Genomic DNA, 22362 nt, shown 5'->3' on the forward strand with positions numbered 1-22362 from the left:
CAACCGCAGCCGCCGCGAAACGCGCGCGGGCAGCGGGATTCGGACGATTCTGGAACGTCCCGCGGGGAATGAAAATATACAATCCGCGCATTTGGCGCTAACTGTATAGTTGAGAGCGTTGCAACTGTACAGTTAGTCCGTGATCGACTTCCAACCCGTCCGCGGCCGCGGGGCCGCGCCCACCCTCGTCGAGCAGCTTGTCGCCGCCATCCTGCGCGCCGTCGAGGCGCAGACCCTGCGTCCGGGTATGTCCCTACCCTCGGTCCGCGAGTTCGCACGCCAGTACGGCGTCAGCACCTTTACCGTGGCCAGCGCCTACAGCCGGCTGGTGTCGCAGGGCTGGCTGGCGGCGCGGCCGGGCGCGGGCTACCGGGTGGCGTCGCCCGACGCGCCCGCCCGCCGGGTCGAACCCCTGTCCTGGGAGCCGCCGCGGCTGAACGCCGGGTGGCTGCTGTCGGACATCTTTGCCGACCATTCCATTCCCATCAAATCGGGGTGCGGCTGGCTGCCCGGCGAATGGCTGAATGAAGAAGGGCTGCACCTGGCGCTGCGCCACATGGGCCGCGTGCCCGCGATGCGGATCGCCAACTACGGCCATCCCTACGGCTACGCGCCGCTGCGCGAGACCATCGCGGCCAGCCTGAGCGCGCAGGGCATGGAGGTCGAGGCGTCGCAGGTGCTGCTGACGCAGGGGGTGACCCACGGGCTGGACACCGTGATCCGCACGCTGCTGCGACCGGGCGACACGGTGGTCGTCGAGCAGCCGGCCTACGCGAATCTCTTGCAGATGCTGCGCCTGGCCGGACTGCGCGTCATCGCGGTGCCGCGCACCGTCGACGGCCTGGACTGCGACGCGCTGGAACGCGTGGCGGCTCAGCACCGGCCGCGGGCGCTCTTCATCAATACGGCGCTGCAGAATCCCTCGGGCGCCAGCATCACCATGGCCAATGCGTTCCGCATCCTGCAAGCGGCCGAGCGGCACGGGCTGTGGGTGGTGGAAGACGACATCTCGCGCGAACTGGCGCCGGGGGTGACGCCGATGCTGGCCGCGCTGGATGGCGCGCGCCGGGTCGTCTATCTGGGCGGCTATTCCAAGGTCATCAGCCCGTCGGTGCGGGTGGGCTATGTGGTGGCGCACCGCGATCTGGTCCGCGACATCGCGCGCACCAAGATGGCGGTGGGGCTGACAACGCCCGAGATCATGGAGCGCATCGTCCACCAGGTCATCCGCGAGGGCCGCTACCGCGCCCACATCGCGCGCACCCGCGAGCGGCTGGCCGAAGCGCACACCGAAGTCGCCGAGCAGATGCGCCAGCACGGCTTCGAAATCTACGGCAGGCCGCAGGGGGGCCTGTTTCTGTGGGCGAAGGTGGCGGGAACGTGGCGCGAGCGCGGCGCCAACGGCCTGGCCGAACTGGCGCTCAAGGACGGCATCTGGCTGGCGCCCGGCTCGTACTTCGAGGCGGACGAAGCCGACACGGCGTGGGTGCGCTTCAATGTGGCGTATTCGGCGGCGCCCGCGCTGTGGCGGTTCATGCGCAACGCGGGCGCGGCGTAGGCCGGCCCGATGCGTTGCGGCCGCTGCATCAGGCCTGAATCGTCAGGCCTGAATCTTCAGACCCGTTCGTACGTGACGAAATCGTAGTCGTAGCCGTTTTCGGCAGGCTGGGGTTCGCGCGCCGTTTCCTTCCACTGGAAAGACGGCAGCAGCGGAAAGAACGCGTCGCCCTCGACGTCCGCATGGACCTCGGTGGCCAGCACGCGCCGGGCCAGCGGCAGGGCCTGCGCGTAGATCTGCGCGCCGCCGATCACGAAGGCTTCTTCGATGTCGCCGCAGGCGGCCACTGCGGCCTCCAGCGTGGGCGCCAGGATGGCGCCGGCGGCGCTGAAATCGGGATTGCGGCTGATGACGATGTTGCTGCGGCCGGGCAGGGGACGGCCCAGCGAGTCCCACGTCTTGCGGCCCATGATGATGGGATGGCCCAGCGTGCTGCGCTTGAAATGCGCCAGGTCGCCCGGCAGTTTCCAGGGCAGGGCGTTGTCGCGGCCGATGGCGCGGTTGGTGGAATAGGCGACGATCAGGGTGAGGCTGGCGGGCATGCGTGCTTGCAACGGTAAGGGTTGAGCCGGAACGACCCCGTAAGCGTAGCAAATTGCGAGAGACCGCCCGCCCGTCAGGTCCCCGCGTGTTCCAGGAATTCGGTGGCCGGCATGGGCTTGCCCAGCAGAAAGCCCTGCAGCGAATCGCAGCCCAGCCCGGTCAGGAATTTCTGCTGCGCGGCGGTCTCGACTCCTTCGGCCACGATGCGCAGGTTGAGCTGCTGCGCCAGCGCCACGATGGCTGAGACGATGGCCGCATCTTCGTTGTCGTTGTCCAGCTGGTTCACAAAGCCGCGGTCGATCTTCAGTTCTGTCGCGGGCAGCCGCTTCAGATAAAGCAGGCTGGAATAGCCGGTGCCGAAATCGTCGATGGAGATCGTGACGCCCAGCTCGGACAGGCGCTTGAGCACCGTCAGGCTGGCTTCCGCGTCGCGCATCGCGGTCGACTCGGTCACTTCGATCGTCAGGCAGGCAGGGGGGACGCCATTGCGCGCCAACGCCGAGCGCACCGTCTCGACCAGGCTGGCATGCGAAAACTGCAGCGCCGAGATGTTGACGGCGATGGTCCAGTGGCCCTGGCCGACGTCGATCCATTCGCGCATCTGGCGGCAGGCTTCGTTGATGACCCATTCGCCGATCGACAGGATCAGGCCGGTCTTTTCCGCCGTGGGAATGAACTGGTCCGGCCCGACCAGGCCGCGCGTCGGGTGGTTCCAGCGCAGCAGCGCCTCGGCGCCCATGATGGGGCCGGCCGGCGCTTCGTACTTGGGTTGGTAATGCAGGACGAACTGGCCGCGCTCCTGCGCCAGCCGCAGGTCGTGCAGCAGCTCGATCTGCTCGTGCGCGTCCGCGTTCATGGACGGCTCGAAGAAGCTGTAGCCCGTGCCGCCCAGCCGCTTGGCGTGGTACATCGCCGCGTCGGCATTGGTCAGAAGGGAGTGGGTGTCCTGGCCGTCATTCGGATAGACGGCGATGCCCACGCTGGACGTCACCAGCACTTCGTGGCCATACACCGTGACGGGGCGTGCGATGGCGTCGATCAGCCGATCCGCCACATTGGCCGCGTCGGTGGGTTCGATCACCTCGCTCAGCACGATGAACTCGTCGCCGCCCAGGCGCGCGACCGTGTCCTGCGTGCGCAAGGCCTGGCGGATGCGCTGCGCCAGGTCGATCAGGAGTGCGTCGCCGGTGTGGTGTCCGTAGGCGTCGTTGACGGCCTTGAAACCATCCAGGTCGAAGAACAGCACCGCGAAATGGCCCCGGCGGCGGGTGGCGCTTTCGATGGCCTGTTCCATCCGGTCTTCCAGCAGGATGCGGTTGGGCAGTTTGGTCAGTGTGTCGTGCAGCGCGAGTTGCACCAGCTCTTCATTGGCTTCGGCCAGCGACGAGGCCAGCGCCGACGTGCGCGCCTCGAGCCGGTTGTCCAGCACGGCCACCACCAGGGCAATCGCCAGCACACTCAGCGTGACCGCGGTCACGGCAATGGCCAGCCAGCCGGCCGAGATGCCCTCATTGGCGGCCATGCAGATGCTGCCCGCCGGAAACGCCGCGGCTTCCATGCCCGTGTAGTGCATGCCCACGATCGCCAGCCCCATGACCCCGGCGGCCAACGGGCGCGACAGCGCCACGCGCGGCCCGTCCTGCCGCAGCCGGTAGGTGATCCACAGCGCCGCGCCGGACGCGGCAATCGCGATCGCCACGGACAGCGCGAACCACGCCGGGTCGTAGTCGATGCCCGGCGACATGCGCATCGCGGCCATGCCGATGTAGTGCATCGCCGCGATGCCGGATCCCATCAGCAGCGCGCCCGCGGTCAGACGGCCCCACGGCAGTTCGTCCTTGCAGACCATCCACAGCGCGAAGGCCGAGCAACCGATGGCGATGGCCAGGGACAGCACGGTCAGGGGCAGGTCGTAGCCCATGGGGATGGGCAGGCTGAAGGCCAGCATGCCCACGAAGTGCATCGACCAGATCCCGATGCCCATCGCGAACGCGCCGCCCGCCAGCCAGAACTTCGCGGCAGGCAGACCGCTCGACGCCTTCACGCGGTTGGCCATGCCCAACGCCGTATACGACGCCAGGATGGCGACCCCTAGGGATACGAGGACGAGCGCAGGGTTATAAGTTCCAACGAGCATTTGTGGGGTCCTGTCCTAAGCGCATACAGCCGCGGCGCGGGGCACGATTTTCAATTCAATTGGTAGTCGACAGTTGCATTCCGGTCGCAAGGAGGATCCTGCTCTCGTCGCTGGCTTTTCTCACATTCTTTTTATGGGGATGGGGAATTGGGCGCGGCAACGCCAGCGGTCGGCGCGGTTCGGGCGCTCGGCATGGCGCGCCCGAAGGGCCGGTCGAAAGCAACGGGGCGCGCGGCATGCTGGACGCGCGTCCGTGGCTAAGGGATGGGTTATACCGAAATCGCGCTTCCAGAAGCTCACCAATCTTCACCTGCTGCGGGGCGTGCAAGGAATCGGACGCCGGACGGGCCTCCGGCGTGTTGCTGATATGCCCTGAAAGGCGGGCGCCGGCGCTGCCGGCGCAAGGGTCAGACCGCCATCGCGGCCGTGAGCGGCGCGTGGTGCGTGTAGCCCGACAACGAAAAGTCGCCGGGTTCGACCTTCTCGAGCCACTCGGGCTCGTAGCGGCCCGTCACGGCGAAATCGGGAATACGGTCCGAGAGCAAGAGACGGGGCGATTCATACGGCGTTCGCGTCAGTTGCTCGCGCAGCATCGGCAGGTGGTTCTCATAGATATGCGCATCGCCGATGAAATACGTGAACCAGCGCGGGGTGTAGCCGGTCAGGCGTCCGACCAGATGCAGCAGCGCCGCGCCTTCGGTCAGGTTGAACGGCGTGCCCAGGCCCACGTCATTGGACCGGATGTACAGGCACAGCGAGATCTCGCGCGTCGTCGCGTTGGGCAGGAACTGATAGAGCAGGTGGCAAGGCGGCAGCGCCATTTCCTCGATCTGCGCCCAGTTCCAGCCGTGGAACAGGATGCGGCGGTCGCCCGGGCGCTCGTGAATGGTATCCAGGCATTGCCGCAACTGGTCGACCGCCTTGTACAGCAGCACCTTCGGCACACCGCCTTCTTCAAGGTCGGCCACCTTGGCGTACCCGCGCGACAGCGCGTCTTCGATCTGCGCCGGGCGGCTGGCGTCCAGCATCTTGTAGGCCGGCCACTGGCGCCACTGCACGCCGTAGACCGGACCCAGATCGTCAGGACCTTCGCGGTAGGGGTTGGCCAGCCACTGCGCGTTTTCGTTGGCGTTCTGGTCCCAGACCTTGCAGCCGAGTTCCCGGAATTCGGCCGCGCTGCGCGAGGCGCGCAGGAAACCCACCATTTCGCCAATGGCCGACTTGAACGCCAGCTTCTTGGTGGTGACGGCGGGAAAGCCCTGCTGCAGGTCGAAGCGCAGCGAGGCGCCCGGCATGCTGAGGGTGCGGATGCCGGTCCGGTTTTCCTGCCACGAGCCGGTGTCGAGGATGGATTGAACGAGGTCCAGGTATTGTTTCATGACGATCCTTGTGCCTGCGGTCCCGGTCCGGGAAGCAAGCGCGCCGCCGCGGACGTGCCGCGGCGGCGCCTATATATGGTGAATGCCGAATTACACCACGGCCGCGCAAGCGGCTCAGGCGGTAGCGGCGGCTTCCTGCGTGTCGACGATGTCGACGGAGAACGTCATCTCGGCGGTCTTTTCCAGCATGGCCGACGCCGAGCAGTATTTCTCGTGGGAGAGTTGCACGGCGCGTTCGACGGCCGCGCGCGGCAGATTGGCGCCGGTGACGGTGAAGGCGAAGTGAATCTTCGTGAAGACCTTGGGGTCGGTGCCGGCGCGCTCGGCCTGCAGCTTGACGCTGCAACCCGTGACCGCATGGCGGCCACGCTTGAGGATCAGGACCACGTCATAGGCGGTGCAGCCGCCCGTGCCGGCCAGCAGCATTTCCATGGGGCGGGGCGCCAGGTTGTGGCCGCCGCCATCCACGGCGCCGTCCATCACGGCCACGTGGCCGCTACCCGTGCTGGCGGTGAAGAGCATGCCGGTGGGGCCGCCCCAGTCGATCGTGCATTCCATTTCAGTGAGTCCTTGAGCTTGAGCGCAGTCAATGGCTGATGATACCCGTTGCGTACAATCCCGGGCAGGAGAACCCCACCCCGCATCAGGGGTGCAGGGCGTCCGCTTTGCCTAGGAGCTGCCATGTCCACCACGTTGTCCAAATCCGGCCCCGATTCCCTGCGCCGCCGTCCCGGTCCCCTGGATGCCCTGCTGGCCGAAACCGACCGTGCGTTGCGGGTGCTTTCGGGCAACGCCAGCGCCGGCCGGGCGTATCCCGCAACCGCCCAGGAATCGCCGCAGACCCTGTCGGTGCAAGAAAAGCGCCACGCGGCCGGCCTGATGCGGGTCAACCACGTCGGCGAGGTCTGCGCCCAGGCGCTGTACCGCGGCCAGGCGTCGGTGTGCAAGGAAGCCGGCCCGCGCGCGCTGCTGCTGAACGCCGCCGCCGAAGAAGTCGACCATCTGGTCTGGTGCAACGAGCGCCTGAACGAACTGGGCAGCCGGCCCAGTCTGCTCAATCCGGTCTGGTACGCGGGATCGTTCGCCCTGGGCGTGATGGCCAGCGTGGCCGGCGTGCCGCGCAATCTGGGCTTCATGGCCGAAACCGAAAAGCAGGTCGAGGCCCATCTGGACGAACACCTGCGCACCTTGCCGGTGCAGGACGAGCGCTCGCGCCAGATCGTCCAAAAGATGAAGGACGACGAGGCCCAGCACCGCGCCAGCGCCGAACAGGCAGGGGGCGTGCCGCTGCCGGCGCCCGTGAAAATGGCCATGCGCGCCATGTCCAAGGTGATGACGACCACCGCCTATTGGATCTGATCTGCCCACTTGAAACCGCGCCTGCAAAAAATGTTGCAATGCGCAAATTTGGCCGCCTCGTGGTGCGTAATGCACCATTTTGGTGCGCAGGCCAGGGTGGGAATACCCGCTATCGTTCAGGGTTAGTCCGAAAGGGGAAAACCCGTTCGGCAAAAACCCCGTTTTTGGCCAGGACATTGCCTGGCGCGGGTTTCCAGAGGGGCGCCGCGATTCTTGCAGCAAAAAAGCAACGCGGCGGGCGCCTCAGAAAATAGCGCAAAAAAAATCTTGCAACGCACAAAAAACGTAGGTACTATTCAGTCATTGGATGTTGAAACGCAGACGGCGCGGTGAAAACCCCGGAAGCGCAGCGAGCTGAAGTCCCGCTCCCAACATGCCACGGTTGTCTCCTCCACCCTCCTCCTTTGGTGGATTTAGCCCGAGATCTCACGATCTCGGGCTTTTTTTTGCCCTGAATCGTTGCGTCCCTATTTGTAAGCGATGACGGCAAAAACCCGCGCAACGCCTCCCTGCGCGGGACCCTCGGGCCTTCGCGTTTTCCCTTGCTTATTTCGCGTGCCCAGAGGCGGAACGCTCTACAATCCCCCACATGAAACCAGCACTGCCAGGCGCCCCGGCGCCAGCGCGTTCCAGTCACATGCGCGGCGGACGGAAAGCCCGCCTGCGCGCGTTACGTTCTGTGCCTCGGAATTGCACTTCCTTATCCCTCCCATATATGGGCGTTACACCTGCCTCCGATAATGGCGGGCCTGTCTCGATAGACCAACCAGAGGTGATCCAGTGACCTGGCTGTATATATGCGTGGTCGCGTTCATGGTGGGGGGACTCATCGTGGCGTCCGAACGCTGGCATGGCGCCTTTACCGGCGATAGCGACCTCAACAAGCCCCAAGCCAACCACTCCCGCGCGACGCCTCGCGTCGGCGGTCTGGCTGTGCTTGCCGGTACGCTGGCTGGCCTGCTGGTCCTCGGACCCAGCAACATGACCCTGACCTGGCTGTGGCCCGCGCTCTTCGTCGCGGCGTTGCCCGTTTTCGTGGCCGGCCTGCTTGAAGACATTACCAAGGACATCGGCGCCAGCAAGCGTTTGCTGGCCGCTTTTCTATCCGCAGCCATCGCGTGGTGGCTGCTGGGCGGCGTCAGCCGCGTCGGCATGGCCCCTGTGGATTACGTGTTGTCGTTCTGGCCGGTGTCGCTGCTGTTCACCATGTTCGCGGTGGGTGGCTGTACCCATGCCCTGAATATCGTTGACGGCATGAACGGCCTGGCCGGCATGGTCGCCACGTTGATGGCGGTGTCGATCAGCCTTGTGGCCCTGCAGGTCGGCGATGTGCCGATCTTCCTGGTGGCCGCGGCGCTGGCGTCGGCAACCCTGGGCTTCCTGGTGTGGAACTTCCCGTTCGGACGCGTGTTCCTGGGCGATGGCGGTGCGTACTTCCTGGGCTTCATGCTGGCCGAACTGGCCGTGCTGCTGGTCGTGCGCAACCCGTCCGTGTCGCCGTTCTACGCCCTGGCGGTCCTGTTCTACCCCGTATTCGAAACCGGTTTCTCGATCTGGCGCCGCCGCTTCAAGCGCGGCGTGCCGGTTGACCAGCCCGATGCGCTGCACTTGCACCAGCTCGTGTTCCGCCGGCTGGTCCGGGTTACCTTCAGCCGCGGCCGGCGCCACGCCGTCCCCGCGCTGTGCAATGCGCTGGCGTCCCCGTACATGTGGGTCCTGGCGCTGATCGGGCTGGTGCCAGCCACGATCTGGTGGGACAACGCCTGGGCCCTGAGCGCCAGCCTGGTTGTCTTTGCCAGCGTCTATATCTGGCTGTATGCGCGCCTGGTCTCCTGGCGCCGCCCGGGTTGGCTGCTGCTGCCGTCCGTGTTGCGAACCACCGATTAGTTGAGTGCCCCGGCGATCGCCGTCGGGGGCTCGGTATCCATCATCAGTCATCTTTAAAATGCCGTAAACGTTCTACGGTGAAGGGAGAGTTATGTTGCGAATCCAGGATGTGAAACTCGCTGTCGTCGGCCTTGGCTACGTCGGTCTGCCCCTGGCCGTTGAATTCGGCAAGAAGCGCCCCGTCATTGGCTTTGACATCAACACGCGCCGTATCGACGCGCTGAAAGCGGGCCACGACCATACGCTGGAAGTCAGCGACGCCGAGCTGGCCGAGGCCAGTCAGCTGAGCTACACCGCCGAACGCGCCGGATTGGGCGAGGCCAACGTGTTCATCGTGACCGTGCCCACCCCCATCGACGAATACAAGCAGCCGGACCTGACCCCGCTGGTCAAGGCCAGCGAAACGATCGGCGCGGTGCTCAAGCGCGGCGACATCGTCATCTATGAATCCACCGTCTACCCGGGCGCCACCGAAGAAGACTGCGTGCCGGTCCTGGAGCGCGTGTCGGGCCTGAAGTACAACGTGGACTTCTTTGCGGGCTACAGCCCCGAGCGCATCAACCCGGGCGACAAGGAACACCGCGTCAGCACGATCAAGAAGGTCACCTCCGGCTCGACCCCGGAAGTCGCCACGCTGGTCGACCAGCTCTACAAGGAAATCATCACCGCCGGCACGCACAAGGCGTCCAGCATCCGCGTGGCCGAGGCCGCCAAGGTGATCGAAAACACGCAGCGCGACGTGAACATCGCGCTGATCAACGAACTGGCCCTGATCTTCAACAAGATGGGCATCGACACCGAAGCCGTGCTGCAAGCCGCCGGCACCAAGTGGAACTTCCTGCCGTTCCGTCCGGGTCTGGTCGGCGGCCACTGCATCGGCGTGGACCCCTACTACCTGACGCACAAGGCGCAATCCATCGGCTACCACCCCGAGATCATCCTGGCGGGCCGCCGCCTGAACGACTCGATGGGCAGCTACGTGGTGTCGCAGCTGGTCAAATGCATGACCAAGCGCCGCATTCACGTGCAGGGCGCCCGCGTGCTGGTGATGGGCCTGGCCTTCAAAGAAAACTGCCCCGACCTGCGCAACACGCGCATCGTGGACATCGTCCGTGAACTGGGCGACTACAACGTCGACGTGGACATCTACGATCCGTGGGTCGACGCTGACGAAGCCATGCACGAATACGGGCTGACCCCGGTGGCCAAGCCCGACGAGGGCAAGTACGACGCCGTGATCCTGGCCGTTGCGCACAACCAGTTCAAGGACATGGGCGCCGAAGGCATCCGCAAGCTCGGCAAGCCGCAACATATCCTGTACGACCTGAAGTACGTGCTGTCGCCCGCTGAATCCGACATCCGTCTGTAAGGGGATTTCGCCATGACCACACGATTCGAGACTGTCACGCAGGAACTGGCCGCCGCGCCGCGCAAGTGGCTGGTGACCGGCTGCGCCGGCTTCATCGGTTCGAACCTGCTGGAAACCCTGCTCAAGCTCGGCCAGACCGTGACCGGCCTGGACAACTTCGCCACCGGCCATCAGCGCAACCTGGACGAAGTTCAGGCTTCCGTTTCGCCGGAGCAATGGTCGCGTTTCACCTTCATCGAAGGCGACATCCGTGACCTGGACGCCTGCCGCCGCGCAGCCGAAGGTGTGGACTACGTGCTGCACCAGGCCGCGCTGGGCTCGGTGCCGCGTTCGCTCAACGATCCCATCACGACCAACGAGGTCAACATCAGCGGTTTCCTGAACATGCTGGTGGCGGCGCGCGACGCCAAGGTGAAGTCGTTCGTCTATGCGGCGTCCAGCTCCACCTACGGCGACCATCCGGCGCTGCCCAAGGTCGAGGAAAACATCGGCAAGCCGCTGTCGCCTTACGCCGTGACCAAGTACGTCAACGAGCTGTACGCCGACGTCTTCGCGCGTTCGTATGGCTTCGAGACGGTGGGCCTGCGCTACTTCAACGTGTTCGGCAAACGGCAGGATCCGGACGGCGCCTACGCCGCCGTGATCCCCAAGTGGACCGCCGCGATGATCCAGGGCAAGGACGTCACCATCAATGGCGACGGCGAGACCAGCCGCGACTTCTGCTTTGTGGAAAACGCGGTGCAGGCCAACATCCTGGGCGTGCTGGCCGCGCCGGAGGCCCGCAACCAGGTCTACAACGTGGCCGTCAGCGGCCGCAGCACGTTGAACCAGCTGTTCGGCTTCCTGGTGCAGGCCCTGGGCAACCAGGGCGTGGACTACGGCAAGCAGCCGGTTTACGGTGACTTCCGCGCGGGCGATGTTCGCCACTCGCAGGCCGACATCGGCAAGGCCAGCCGCCTGCTGGGCTACGCGCCCACGCACACGGTGCTGCAAGGCCTGGAAGTCGCCATGCCCTGGTACACGCAATTCCTGCGTTGAAAGCACTCGTCCGAAAACTCGGCAACATCCACCCGGATCATCAGCGCATCTTCAAGGGCGCGTTCCGGGTGGCGGTGTTTCTGCTGCTGGGCAAGGCCGCCGGCGCCATCAAGGAGATGGCGGTGGCGTACCGCTACGGCGTCAGCGACGCCGTGGACGCCTACCAGTTCACGATGACCATGGGCACCTGGCTGCCGGTCACGATCGTGGGCGTGCTGTCGGTGGTGCTGATCCCGGTGCTGGTGCGCCTGGCGCGCACCGGCGGGGCCGAGAAAGAACTCTTCATCCGCGAGCTTCAGGGCTGGGTCGCCGCCGCCGGCGTCGCACTCGCCTTGCTGACGTGGTTTGCCTGGCCGTACGTGGTGGATTGGCTGGGGCAGGGCCTGTCGGCGCAAGTGCGCGCCATGACGGGCGACCTGCTTGTCGCCTTCGCGCCCGTGTCGGCCCTGCTGCTGATCGCGGGCATCAGCGCCGCGCGGCTGCGCGCGCAGGAACGCCACGTCAACACGCTGCTCGACAGCGTGCCTGCCGTGGCGACGCTGGCGTGGGTCATGCTGGCCGTCAGCGCCGAGGGCGTCGGCCCCCTGCTGTGGGGCACGCTGGTCGGTTACGCGATTCAGACCGTCTGGCTGGCCTGGCTGGCCGCGCGTGCCGACGGCGGCTTCTGGGGCGCGCCGCGCCTGTCGCTGAAGTCGCCGCACTGGCCCGAGCTGATGAGCGCGGCCGGCGTGATGCTGATCGGCCAGGTCGCCATGAGCTTCGTCGGTCCGCTGGATCAATACGCCGCCGCCAACCTCGGCGCGAATGCCAACGCCACGCTGGGCTACGCAAGCCGGCTGCTGTCCTTGCTGCTGGGCATCGGGGCGGTGTCCGTGGGCCGCGCCGCGCTTCCCGTGCTGGCCGACGTGCAGGCGCGTGGCGATACGGCGCGTGCGCGCAGCATGGCGCTCAAGTGGTCGCTGCTGATGGTGTTGGCGGGCGCCGCCGCCGTGGCGCTGGGATGGGTCCTGGCGCCGTGGGGCGTGTCGGTGCTGTTCCAGCGCGGCGCGTTTACCGCGGAAAACACCGAAGCTGTCGCGCACGTCCTGCGCTGGGGACTGCTGCAACTGCCGTTCTACTTCGGCGTGCTGATCCTGGTGCAGCTTCTGGCCAGCCAGAATCGCTACCGCATCATGGCCGCCATCGCCGTCGCCAACTTTGCGCTGAAGGCCGTGCTGAACACCGTGCTCGCGCCCCGCATGGGCGCGGCCGGCATCATGCTGGCCACCAGCCTCATGTATGTGCTGTCCTTCGCGTGCTACCTGGCGGTGGCCATGCGCAAGGCCGAACCCAAGGAGGCCGATTGAATGTCCGTTGCCGACTCCGCTCGTCCGGCGCGCGTGTTGCTGTTCATCCATTCCCTGCATGGCGGGGGCGCTGAGCGCGTCGCCGCGGACCTGAGCGCCCACTGGGCGGCCGAGGGCAGCGAGGTCATGGTGGTCACGCAGGCCAGCGCCGACGGCGACGTGTATGCGCTGCATCCCAAGGTCCGGCGCGAAGTCCTGCACACGGCGGGCGAGGGCGGCGGGTTGCGCGGCATCCTCAGCAACATCCAGCGCGTGCGCGCGCTGCGCCGCGTCGTCAAATCGTTCCGGCCCGACATCGTGCTGGGCATGATGACCACGGCGTCCGTGCTGTCCGTGCTGGCCTGCGCGGGTCTGAACTGCCGCGTCATCGCCACCGAACATACCCATCCGCCGTCGCAGACCCTGTCAGGCTTCTGGCAGCGGCTGCGCCGGCTGACGTACCCGCGCGCCGCGCGCGTCGTCGCGTTGACCCGCGGCACCGCCGACTGGCTGGAACAGCATGTGCCGGGCTCGCGGCTGGCAGTTATTCCCAATCCCGTCCACTTTCCGTTGCCGCGCGCCGAGCCCATCGTGATGCCGGCGCCGCAAGACGGCCGCAAGCGTCTGCTGGCGGTCGGCCGGCTGCATGGCGACAAGGGCTTCGACCTGCTGATCCAGGCCTTCGCGCGCCTGGCGCCGTCGCATCCCGGCTGGGACTTGGTTATTCTGGGCGAAGGCAGCGAACGCCAGGCGCTTGAAGCGCAGGTCCGCGAGGCCGGCCTGGAATCGCGCATCTCGATGCCCGGCCGCGCCGGCAATGTGGGCGACTGGTACGACAGCGCCGATCTCTATGTACTGACCTCGCGCTTCGAAGGCCTGTCCAACACCCTGCTCGAATCCATGGCGAGCGGCCTGGCGGCGGTGTCGTTCGATTGCGATACGGGCCCGCGCGAGATCGTGCGCGAAGGCATCGACGGCGTGCTGGTTCGGCCCAATGGCGACGTGCCCGCGCTGTGCAAGGCGCTGGACGCGGTCATGGGCGATGACAATGGCCGCGCGCGCATGGCGCAGGCGGCAACCGACGTGCGCGACCGATTCTCGGCCGCGCGCGTGCTGCGGAAATGGCAGGAACTTTTTGACGGCGTCCGGGCGTCGGGCCGCTAGGGCCCCGAGCGCGCCGTTGCCACGGTGAACACGAGAACAACATCATGTGTGGAATAGTCGGAATTTGGGGTCCCCTGGGGAACAAGGAACAGGTGTTGGCGGATAGCTGCCGCCGCATCCGCCACCGCGGGCCGGACAGCAATGGCTTCTGGGAAGACGCCGACGCGGGAATCGCGCTGGCGCACGTGCGCCTGGCGATCCTGGACCTGACCGAAGCGGGCCACCAGCCCATGACGTCCGCCTGCGGCCGCTACGTGATGGTGTTCAACGGCGAGGTCTACAACCACCTGGACATCCGCAAGCAGCTCGAGCAATCGGCGCTGGCGCCGGCGTGGCGCGGTCACTCGGACACCGAGACGCTCCTCGCGGGCTTTACCGCGCTGGGCATCGAAGCCACGCTGCAAGCCTCGGTCGGCATGTTCGCCATCGCGTTGTGGGACAAGGCCTCGCGCAAGCTCGTGCTGGCGCGCGACCGCATGGGCGAAAAGCCGCTGTACTACGGCTATTCCAATGCTGAACTTGTGTTCGCGTCCGAGCTCAAGGGCCTGATGCCGATTCCGGGCTTCGGGCGCAACCTGAACCGCAACGCGCTCGCGTCGTTCATGCGGCACAACTACATTCCCGCGCCGCAATCCATCTACGAAGGCATCGCCAAGCTGCCGCCCGGCACGTGGGTCGAGTTCTCGGCCGACGATACGCGCAGCCGCCGCATGCCGGAGCCGCGCGTGTACTGGTCGGCGCGCGAGGCCGCCGATGCGGCCGCGCAGTCGCGCCTGTCGTTCGACTCCGACGCGCAGGCCACCGATGCGCTTGAAAGCGTGCTGTCCAAGGCCGTGGGCGGCCAGATGCTGTCCGACGTGAGTCTGGGCGCGTTCCTGTCCGGCGGCATCGATTCGTCGACGATCGTGGCGCTGATGCAGGCGCAAAGCTCGCAGCCGGTGCGCACGTTCGCTATCGGCTTTCACGAGAAGGGCTACGACGAGGCGCAGCACGCCAAGGCCGTGGCCACGCATCTGGGCACCGATCACACCGAACTCTACGTCACCGCGGACGACGCGCTGGCGGTCGTTCCCACGCTGGCCGACATGTATGACGAGCCCTTTGCCGACTCGTCGCAGATTCCCACGTCGCTGGTCACGCGCATGGCGCGCCAGCACGTAACGGTGGCCTTGTCGGGCGACGGCGGCGACGAACTCTTCGGCGGCTATTCGCGTTACTTCCGCGTGGACAACTGGTGGCGCCAGTTCGAACGCGTGCCCGGGCTGCTGCGCAAGCCGGCCGGCGCGATGCTCAGCGCCACCACCCATCTTCCCGGCCGCGGCGCATGGCGCGGCAAGGTCGGCAAGCTGGGCGAGCTGCTGCGCGCCGATACGCGCGGCGAGTTCTACCGCCAGTTCGTCTCGTACTGGGCGGACCCGGCCAGCGTCGTGAAGGGCGGCGTCGAACCCGGGTCGGTGTTCGAACGCGCCATGCAGGGGTCGTTCTTCGAGTCGATGATGAAGCTCGACACGGTCACCTATCTGCCCGACGACATCCTGGTCAAGGTGGACCGCGCCGCAATGGCCGTCAGCCTGGAAACCCGCGTGCCGCTGATCGACCACCGTGTTTACGAATTCGCCTGGAGCCTGCCGCACCAGTACAAGGTGCGCGGCAACACGGGCAAGTGGCTGCTTCGGCAGGTGCTGCATCGCCATGTGCCGCAGGCGCTGGTCGACCGTCCCAAGCGCGGCTTCGCCGTGCCGCTGGCCGCGTGGCTGCGCGGCCCCCTGCGCGAATGGGCCGATGCGCTGCTGGATCCGGCGCGCCTGCGCCAGGAGGGCTGGTTCGAACCCGAACCCATCCTGCGCAAATGGCGTGAACACACGTCGGGACATCGCAATTGGGACAGCCATCTGTGGGGCGTGTTGATGATGCAGGCCTGGCTGGACCGCTACCGCGCGGGAATGGACCAAGGGGGACCGATTGAGGACCGTTGACGAATGAAAATACTGATGCTGGTCAGCTCCATGCACGCCGGCGGCGCGGAACGCGTCGCGGCGACCCTGGTCAACGCATGGTCCGAGCGCGGCGACACCGTCATCCTGACGCCCACCTACTCGTCCAAGGGCACCTGCTTCTACCCCCTGTCTGACAAGGTCCAGCTTTCGTGGCTGGCTGACCTGGCCGGCACCCGGGTGTCCGGCGGGATGGCGGCCTTCAAGCGGCTGCTGGCCCTGCGCAAGCACATACGTGATTCGCGCCCCGACGTGGTCGTGTCCTTCCTGACCAACGTCAACGTGGCCGCCATTCTGGCCACGCGCGGCTTGAACGTGCCGCTCATCGTCTGCGAGCGCACCAATCCGGTCGCCGAAACCACCACGGGTTCCGTCTGGCGCAAGCTGCGCCGCGTGCTCTATCCGCGCGCCGACATGGTGACCGTGCAGGCCGAAGACACCGCCGGTCCGTTTGCGCGCCAGGTGCCCGGCATCCGGCGCCTGGCCGTCATCCCGAATCCGCTGCCCGCGCCGCTGCTGGATGCGCCGCTGGTGCAGCAGCGCCACGAGCCCGGCCCGCGCGAGCTGATCGCGATGGGGCGGCTGGTGCCCGACAAGCAGTTCAACCTCCTGATCGACATCTTTGCGCAGCTTGCGCCGGAGTTTCCCGACTGGAACCTGCGCATCTGGGGCGAAGGCCCCGAGCGCGAGGCGCTGCAGCAGCAGGTGGCGCGTCTGCGCCTGCAATCGCGCATCAGTTTGCCGGGACGCACCGAAGTGCCTTGGGAAGAACTGGCGCGCGGGCAGGCCTTCGTGCTCAGTTCGCTGGTCGAGGGCTTTCCGAATGTGCTGCTTGAAGCCATGTCGCTGGGCTTGCCCTGCGTGGCGTTCGATTGCCCCAGCGGTCCGCGCGAGATGACGCGAGACGGCCAGGACGCGCTGCTGGTGCCGGCGGGCGACCGGGTCGGGATGACCGATACGCTGCATCGCCTGATGAGCGATGTGTCGCTGCGCGAGCAACTGGGCGCGCGCGCCGCCGTCGCCGTGCGCCAGCGCTATGCGTTGTCCAGCGTGCTGACCGAATGGGATGAACTGTTCGAAGCGGTGCGGGAGGGGCGATGAGCACCCGGCCGCTGCGCATTCTGCATGTCATCACTGGGCTGGGCCAGGGCGGCGCCGAATCGGTGCTGACGCGTCTGGCGACCTGGCCGCAGGCGGACGTCGAGCACACGGTCGTGTCGCTGACCGATGACGGCCTCTACGGCGAGCGTCTGCGCGCGGCGGGCGTCGCGGTGCATGCGCTGGGCATGAAGCGCGGCCGCGTCAGCCTGGGCGGCTTCCTCGCGTTGCGGCGCCTGATCGCCACGACCCGTCCCGACGCCGTGCAGACGTGGATGTATCACGCCGACCTGATCGGCGGCCTGGCTGCCCGCCTGGCGGGTGTTCGCGCCATCGCCTGGGGCATCCGCAATTCGGGCGCGCACCTCGAGCGCAGCAGCCGGTCGGCGCGGCTGGTGCTGCGCGCCTGCGCGATGCTGTCGGGCAGCGTGCCGCGCGCAATCGTCTGCGCGGCGCAGAACGCCGCCGAGCGCCACGCCGAAAAAGGCTACCGCCGCGATCGCATGGTCGTGATCTCCAACGGCTACGACTTGTCGCGCTACGCGCCGGATCCGCTGGCGCGCGCCCGCGTTCGCGCCGCCTGGGGCCTGTCCGAGGACGTGCCCGTGATCGGCTGCGTGGCGCGCTGGGACCCGCTCAAGGACCACGCCAATCTGCTGCGCGCCGTGGCCGCGCTGGTGCGCGATGGACGCGACGCCGGATTGCGCTGCGTGCTGATCGGTCGCGACATGACCGAAGGCAATGCGCAACTGGGCGCCTTGCTCGACAAGCTGGACCTGCGCGACCGCGTGGTGCTCAACGGTCCTAGCGACGACGTACCCGCCGTCATGAACGGGCTGGACCTGCACGTACTGTCCAGCTGCGCCGAAGGCTTTCCGAACGTGGTGGCCGAGGCCATGGCGTGCGGCGTGTATTGCGTGGTGACCGACGTGGGCGACGCCGCCTACATCGTCGGCGACACCGGCGTGGTGGTGCCGCCCGAGCAGGCCGAGGCCCTGGCCCGCGGCATCGAGTCCGCGTTGTGCGACGTGGCCGCACGCGGCCGCGAGCGTTCAGGCGAGCCCGGGCGCGCGCGCGTTCTGGAACACTTTGATCTTGCGCGCATGGTGCAAAGCTACATCGCCGTCTGGCGCCGTATTTCTGGAGTCCAAGCATGAGCGCCGGACGCTGCCTGCTGTTTGTCGTCAACAACCCGGCGTTCTTCATGTCGCATCGTGTGCCGGTCGCCGTGGCCGCACAGAAGGCGGGCTACGACGTCCACGTCGCGACGATGGATGGTCCGGCGGTGGCCGACATCCAGGCGCTGGGCATGACACATCACCCCATTCCGATGACGCGCAGCGGCAAGCATCCGCTGCAGGAACTGGGCACGCTGCTGGCGCTGGTGCGCCTGTTCCGCCGGCTGCGTCCCGATGTGGTGCACCTGGTCACCATCAAGCCCGTGTTGTACGGCGGCATCGCCGCGCGCATCGCCCGTGTGCCCGGCATGGTCGCGGCGATCTCCGGACTGGGCTTCGTGTTCCTGTCCAACTCGCTGAAGATGCGGCTGGTGCGCGCCGTGGTGGCGCGCCTGTACCGCATCGCGCTGGGCCATCCGAACAGCCGGGTGATCTTCCAGAACGCCAATGACCGCGATCTGCTCAAGTCCCTGGGCGCCGTGCGTGAGGACCAGGTGGTCATCATCCGCGGCGCGGGCGTCGACCTGGACGCCTACCGGCCCACGCCGGAGCCGCCCGCGCCGCCCGTCGTCGTGACGATGGTGGCGCGCCTGCTGCGCGACAAAGGCGTTCAGGAGTTCGTGCAGGCGGCGAAACTGCTGCGTGAACGCGGCGTGCCGGTGACGATGCAACTGGTGGGCGGTCTGGATGCCGGCAATCCGGCGTCCGCCACGCAGGCCGACGTCGACGCCTGGCAGCAGGAAGGTTGTGTAGAGGCGCTGGGCGAGCGCTCGGATGTGGCGGCGCTGTACGCGGCCGCGCACATCGCGGTGCTGCCTTCCTATCGCGAAGGCCTGCCGAAATCGTTGATCGAGGCCGCGGCCTGCGGGCGGGCGGTCGTGACGACCGACGTGCCGGGCTGCCGCGATGCCATCGAACCGGACGTGACCGGCCTTCTGGTGCCGGTGCGCGATGCCGCGGCGCTGGCTGACGCCATTGTGCGCCTTGCTGAAGACGCGGCGTTGCGCCAGTCGATGGGTACGGCGGGCAGGGCGCTGGCGGAGCGCGAGTTCGACATCAACCAGGTCGCTCGCATCCACGTCGCGCTGTACGACGCGCTCAGCGCCTGATCGCGTCGATCCAGAAACGCGTGGACGGGTCCTGCTGGCTGGGCTGGGGCGCGTCCAGCTCGCGCATGATGTTCTTGGCCAATACCTTGCCGAACTCGACGCCCCACTGATCGAACGGGTTGATGCCCCAGATCACGCCCTGCGTGAACACCTTGTGCTCGTATAGCGCCAGCAGCGCGCCCAGCGTGAAGGCTTCGAGGCGCGGCAGCACGATCAGCGACGACGGCCGTCCGCCCGGATGTACGCGGTGCTGCGCCAGGAGGCGCGCGCGCGCCGGATCGCGTTCCGTGACGGAGGTCTCCGCCAGGGCTTCCTCAAAGGTCTTGCCGCGCAAGAGCGCCGAGCGCTGCGCCAGGCAGTTCGCCACCAGCAGCTCGTGGTGACGGGCATAGGCATGGTCGGGCTGTTCGCACAGGATGAAATCCACGGGCGCGCCCGCCGCGTCCTGATGCAGCCACTGGAAAAACGTGTGCTGGCAATCCGTGCCCGACATACCCCACACCGCGGGGCCGGTCGGCACACCGGCAGGGCTGCCGTCGGCGGTCGCGACCTTGCCCAGCGATTCCATTTCAAGCTGCTGGGCCCACGGCACGATGTGATACAGCCGCGAATCGTAGGGCGTGATGACCAGCGAGTCGTAGCCCAGCACGCTGCGGTTGGCCACGCCGGCAAGCGCCATCTGCACGGGGGCGTTTTCGGCCAGCGGCGCGTTGCGGAAATGCTCGTCCATGGCCGCGGCGCCCGCCAGCAGCTGGTCGAAGGTGTCGTTGCCGAGCGCCAGCGCAACCGGCAGGCCGATGGCGGACCACAGCGAATAGCGCCCGCCCACCCAGTCCCAGATCTGGAAGATGTGATCGGGCAGGATGCCCAGGTTCAGCGCCGCCTCGACATTGCAGGTGATCGCCACGACCTGCTTGATGGGATCGGCGACGCCGGCCTCGCGCAGCCAGTTCATCGCCACTTCGGCGTTGGCCAGCGGTTCGGTCGTGGTGAACGATTTGGACGCGACGATGACCAGCGTGTTGTGCGGATCCAGGCGGCTCATCGCGTCGGCGACCGAGTGCGAGTCCACATTGGAGGCGAAGCGCACCTCACGGCGCGCGCCCTCGTGGCGCAGGGCGCGGGTGACCATGCGGGGGCCCCAGTCGCTGCCGCCGATGCCCAGATGCAGCACGCAGCTGTAACGGCCCGCCGCATCGGCCGCGCGCACGAATTCACGCATGCGTTCGCGCTCGGCCAGCACCGCCTTGGCCACCATGGCGGGCGGCTCGGCCGCGCGCAGGGCGGTATGCCAGGCGGCGCGTCCTTCAGTCCAGTTGGCGTGGCCGCCGTCAAAAAGCTGCGCGCGGCAGGCCTCGAAGTCCTGCTGCACCAGCAGCGCCTGCGAAGCGGCAAGCAGTTCGGGCGACTGCGCCTGGGCGCTCAGGTCCAGGCGCAGTCCCGGCGCATTGATGAGACGCAGCGTCTGGCCGTCCCGGGATGCCGTGCGTGTTGCGGCGATGAACTGCTGCCACGCGGGGCTGTTGGCTAACGACATGGGCGGATCAGAAAGGCAGAGTGGCGTTCGGGGCGAGCTTGCCGAGTTCGCGGCGGAAGTCGGCCTGGATGCGCGCGAGCGCCGCTTCGCTTTGCGCTTCGAAACGCAGCACGACGACCGGCGTGGTGTTCGACGGCCGCGCCAGGCCAAAGCCGTCGGCGTATTCGGCGCGCACGCCGTCGATCGTGATCACGCGTTTGGCGTCGGGGAACTGACCCTGGTCTTGCAGGGCCTTGACCAGCGTGAACGGCTGGCCTTCTTCCATTTCCAGCTTCAGTTCCGGTGTGGACACGTCCTGCGGCAGGGCTTCCAGCGGCTCGCAGGCGTCGGCAAAGCGAGAGACGATCTCCAGCAGACGCGCGCCGGTGTAGAGGCCATCGTCAAAGCCGTACCAGCGTTCCTTGAAGAAGATGTGCCCGCTCATTTCGCCGGCCAGCGGCGCGCCGGTTTCGGCCAGCTTGGCCTTGACCAGCGAGTGGCCCGTCTTCCACATCAGGGCGGTGCCGCCGGCCGCTTCGACCGACAGGCCGACGTGGCGGCTGCACTTGACGTCATAGATGATGGTGGAGCCAGGATTGCGCTCGAGCACGTCGCGCGCAAAGAGGACGAGCTGGCGGTCGGGCCAGATGATCTGTCCGGACTTGGTGACCACGCCCAGGCGGTCGCCGTCGCCGTCAAAGGCCAGGCCAAGCTCGCAGTCGGTCTCGGCCACGTGCTTGATCAGGTCTTGCAGGTTCTTGGGTTCGGCGGGATCGGGGTGATGGTTGGGGAAGTTGCCATCCACCTCGCAGAACAGTTCGTCGACTTCGCAGCCCAGCGCGCGGAAGAGCTGCGGCGCGACCGCGCCGGCCACGCCGTTGCCGCAATCGATGGCGATCTTCATGGGACGCGCGAGCTTCACGCCCGAGGCAACGCGGGCGATGTAGGTCTGCGCCAGGTCGAGCTGGCGGCGCGTGCCGGCCTCCGACGCGGGCGCCGGCGCGTCACCGTTCATGGTCTGCGCCAGTTGCTGGACGTCGTCGCCGTACAGCGCGCGCCCGCCCATCATCATCTTGAAACCGTTGTACTTCGGGGGATTGTGGCTGCCCGTGATGGCCACGCCCGAGCCCGTCTGCATGATGTTCGCGGCAAAGTACACGAGCGGGGTGGGGACCATGCCGACGTCCAGCGTGTCCACGCCACCTTCCAACATGCCTTCCTGCAGCGCGAGCGACAGCATTTCGCTGCTGAGGCGGCCGTCGCGGCCAACCACCAGCGTCTGCACGCCTTGCTCGCGGGCGCGGGCGGCAAGCGCCACGCCGAGCGACCGGGCGAAGGCGGCGTCGATCAGGTCCGGCACCGTGCCGCGAATGTCATATGCCTTGAAAACAGAAGCCGGAAATTGTGTATTGTTGCCCACGACGGTTCCTTGATTAGGGGGACAGCGCGGCGGCTGCGGGGTAATGGTTTACCCGTGCATCCGCGCCGCTATGGCAAGGGCCAAAGCTGGATTATCCCCCATCGGCGCTGGGGGCTTCATCCTTCGGGCGGAGTAGGGCATTTACCCGGGGCGGCCTGCCCCGCCGTGGTGCGGCGCATGGGGCGCTGCCGCCTGTTTCCGGTGCACGTCCGCGGCCGGAAAAGGCAGCTTCCCGGGCAGCCGCGCATGGCATAAAAGTTGCTCGTCATCCGAAGGTGATACGCTTGC

At 67.1% G+C, this 22362-nt stretch carries 17 protein-coding genes; 11 read left to right on the plus strand and 6 right to left on the minus strand.

The window, feature by feature from the left end:
- Nucleotides 1-139: 139 nt before the first annotated feature.
- A complete protein-coding gene (locus RT697_RS00790) occupies nucleotides 140-1558 on the plus strand; it encodes a PLP-dependent aminotransferase family protein (RefSeq protein WP_313696542.1) in 1419 nt (472 codons plus the stop codon).
- A gap of 56 nt (nucleotides 1559-1614) precedes the next feature.
- Here the strand turns inward: RT697_RS00790 and RT697_RS00795 are convergent, their stop codons facing one another.
- From RT697_RS00795 to RT697_RS00810, 4 genes are all read right to left on the minus strand, one after another.
- Nucleotides 1615-2100: a dihydrofolate reductase gene (locus RT697_RS00795; RefSeq protein ID WP_313696543.1), complete on the minus strand. Its 486-nt coding sequence runs from the start codon at nucleotides 2098-2100 to the stop codon at nucleotides 1615-1617.
- Between the two features lie 74 nt (nucleotides 2101-2174).
- Nucleotides 2175-4238: an EAL domain-containing protein gene (locus RT697_RS00800; protein ID WP_313696544.1), complete on the minus strand. Its 2064-nt coding sequence runs from the start codon at nucleotides 4236-4238 to the stop codon at nucleotides 2175-2177.
- 407 nt (nucleotides 4239-4645) lie between these two features.
- Nucleotides 4646-5617 carry a thymidylate synthase gene (locus tag RT697_RS00805; protein WP_313696545.1) on the minus strand — a complete coding sequence of 324 codons (972 nt, stop codon included), beginning with the start codon at nucleotides 5615-5617 and terminating at the stop codon, nucleotides 4646-4648.
- A gap of 114 nt (nucleotides 5618-5731) precedes the next feature.
- The gene (locus RT697_RS00810) at nucleotides 5732-6175 is read right to left on the minus strand and encodes an OsmC family protein (protein WP_056559005.1); all 444 of its coding nucleotides are present in this window, start codon (nucleotides 6173-6175) and stop codon (nucleotides 5732-5734) included.
- A gap of 123 nt (nucleotides 6176-6298) precedes the next feature.
- Between RT697_RS00810 and coq7 the strand changes: the two genes are divergently transcribed.
- From coq7 to RT697_RS00860, 10 genes are all read left to right on the plus strand, one after another.
- A complete protein-coding gene (gene coq7, locus RT697_RS00815; RefSeq protein ID WP_313696546.1) occupies nucleotides 6299-6976 on the plus strand; it encodes a 2-polyprenyl-3-methyl-6-methoxy-1,4-benzoquinone monooxygenase in 678 nt (225 codons plus the stop codon).
- 780 nt (nucleotides 6977-7756) lie between these two features.
- A complete protein-coding gene (locus tag RT697_RS00820) occupies nucleotides 7757-8863 on the plus strand; it encodes an MraY family glycosyltransferase (protein ID WP_056325286.1) in 1107 nt (368 codons plus the stop codon).
- Between the two features lie 91 nt (nucleotides 8864-8954).
- The gene (gene tviB / locus RT697_RS00825) at nucleotides 8955-10232 is read left to right on the plus strand and encodes a Vi polysaccharide biosynthesis UDP-N-acetylglucosamine C-6 dehydrogenase TviB (RefSeq protein WP_313696547.1); all 1278 of its coding nucleotides are present in this window, start codon (nucleotides 8955-8957) and stop codon (nucleotides 10230-10232) included.
- Nucleotides 10233-10244: 12 nt separating this feature from the next.
- Entirely contained in the window at nucleotides 10245-11270 is a 1026-nt protein-coding gene (locus RT697_RS00830) for an SDR family oxidoreductase (RefSeq protein WP_313696548.1), read from the plus strand.
- Entirely contained in the window at nucleotides 11267-12616 is a 1350-nt protein-coding gene (gene murJ / locus RT697_RS00835; protein ID WP_313696549.1) for a murein biosynthesis integral membrane protein MurJ, read from the plus strand. The genes RT697_RS00830 and murJ overlap by 4 nt, the downstream gene beginning before the upstream one ends.
- On the plus strand, nucleotides 12617-13759 hold the full coding sequence (locus tag RT697_RS00840; protein ID WP_313696550.1) for a glycosyltransferase family 4 protein: 1143 nt from the start codon (nucleotides 12617-12619) through the stop codon (nucleotides 13757-13759).
- A 44-nt stretch (nucleotides 13760-13803) separates the two neighbouring features.
- The gene (gene asnB / locus RT697_RS00845; RefSeq protein WP_313696551.1) at nucleotides 13804-15735 is read left to right on the plus strand and encodes an asparagine synthase (glutamine-hydrolyzing); all 1932 of its coding nucleotides are present in this window, start codon (nucleotides 13804-13806) and stop codon (nucleotides 15733-15735) included.
- Between the two features lie 3 nt (nucleotides 15736-15738).
- On the plus strand, nucleotides 15739-16854 hold the full coding sequence (locus RT697_RS00850; protein ID WP_313696552.1) for a glycosyltransferase family 4 protein: 1116 nt from the start codon (nucleotides 15739-15741) through the stop codon (nucleotides 16852-16854).
- Nucleotides 16851-18008, plus strand: a complete 1158-nt coding sequence (locus RT697_RS00855) for a glycosyltransferase (protein WP_313696553.1) — start codon at nucleotides 16851-16853, stop codon at nucleotides 18006-18008. The genes RT697_RS00850 and RT697_RS00855 overlap by 4 nt, the downstream gene beginning before the upstream one ends.
- Nucleotides 18005-19138 carry a glycosyltransferase family 4 protein gene (locus tag RT697_RS00860; protein WP_313696554.1) on the plus strand — a complete coding sequence of 378 codons (1134 nt, stop codon included), beginning with the start codon at nucleotides 18005-18007 and terminating at the stop codon, nucleotides 19136-19138. The genes RT697_RS00855 and RT697_RS00860 overlap by 4 nt, the downstream gene beginning before the upstream one ends.
- Here the strand turns inward: RT697_RS00860 and pgi are convergent.
- Together pgi and RT697_RS00870 are read right to left on the minus strand one after the other, a co-directional pair.
- Nucleotides 19128-20675, minus strand: coding sequence for a glucose-6-phosphate isomerase (gene pgi / locus RT697_RS00865; protein WP_313696555.1), 1548 nt, complete (start codon nucleotides 20673-20675; stop codon nucleotides 19128-19130). The two genes, RT697_RS00860 and pgi, sit on opposite strands and share 11 nt — an antisense overlap.
- A gap of 7 nt (nucleotides 20676-20682) precedes the next feature.
- Entirely contained in the window at nucleotides 20683-22074 is a 1392-nt protein-coding gene (locus tag RT697_RS00870; RefSeq protein ID WP_313696556.1) for a phosphomannomutase/phosphoglucomutase, read from the minus strand.
- Between the last annotated feature and the right edge of the window lie 288 nt (nucleotides 22075-22362).

This window comes from Achromobacter sp. (assembly GCF_032113835.1).
Taxonomy (GTDB): Bacteria; Pseudomonadota; Gammaproteobacteria; order Burkholderiales; family Burkholderiaceae_B; genus Achromobacter.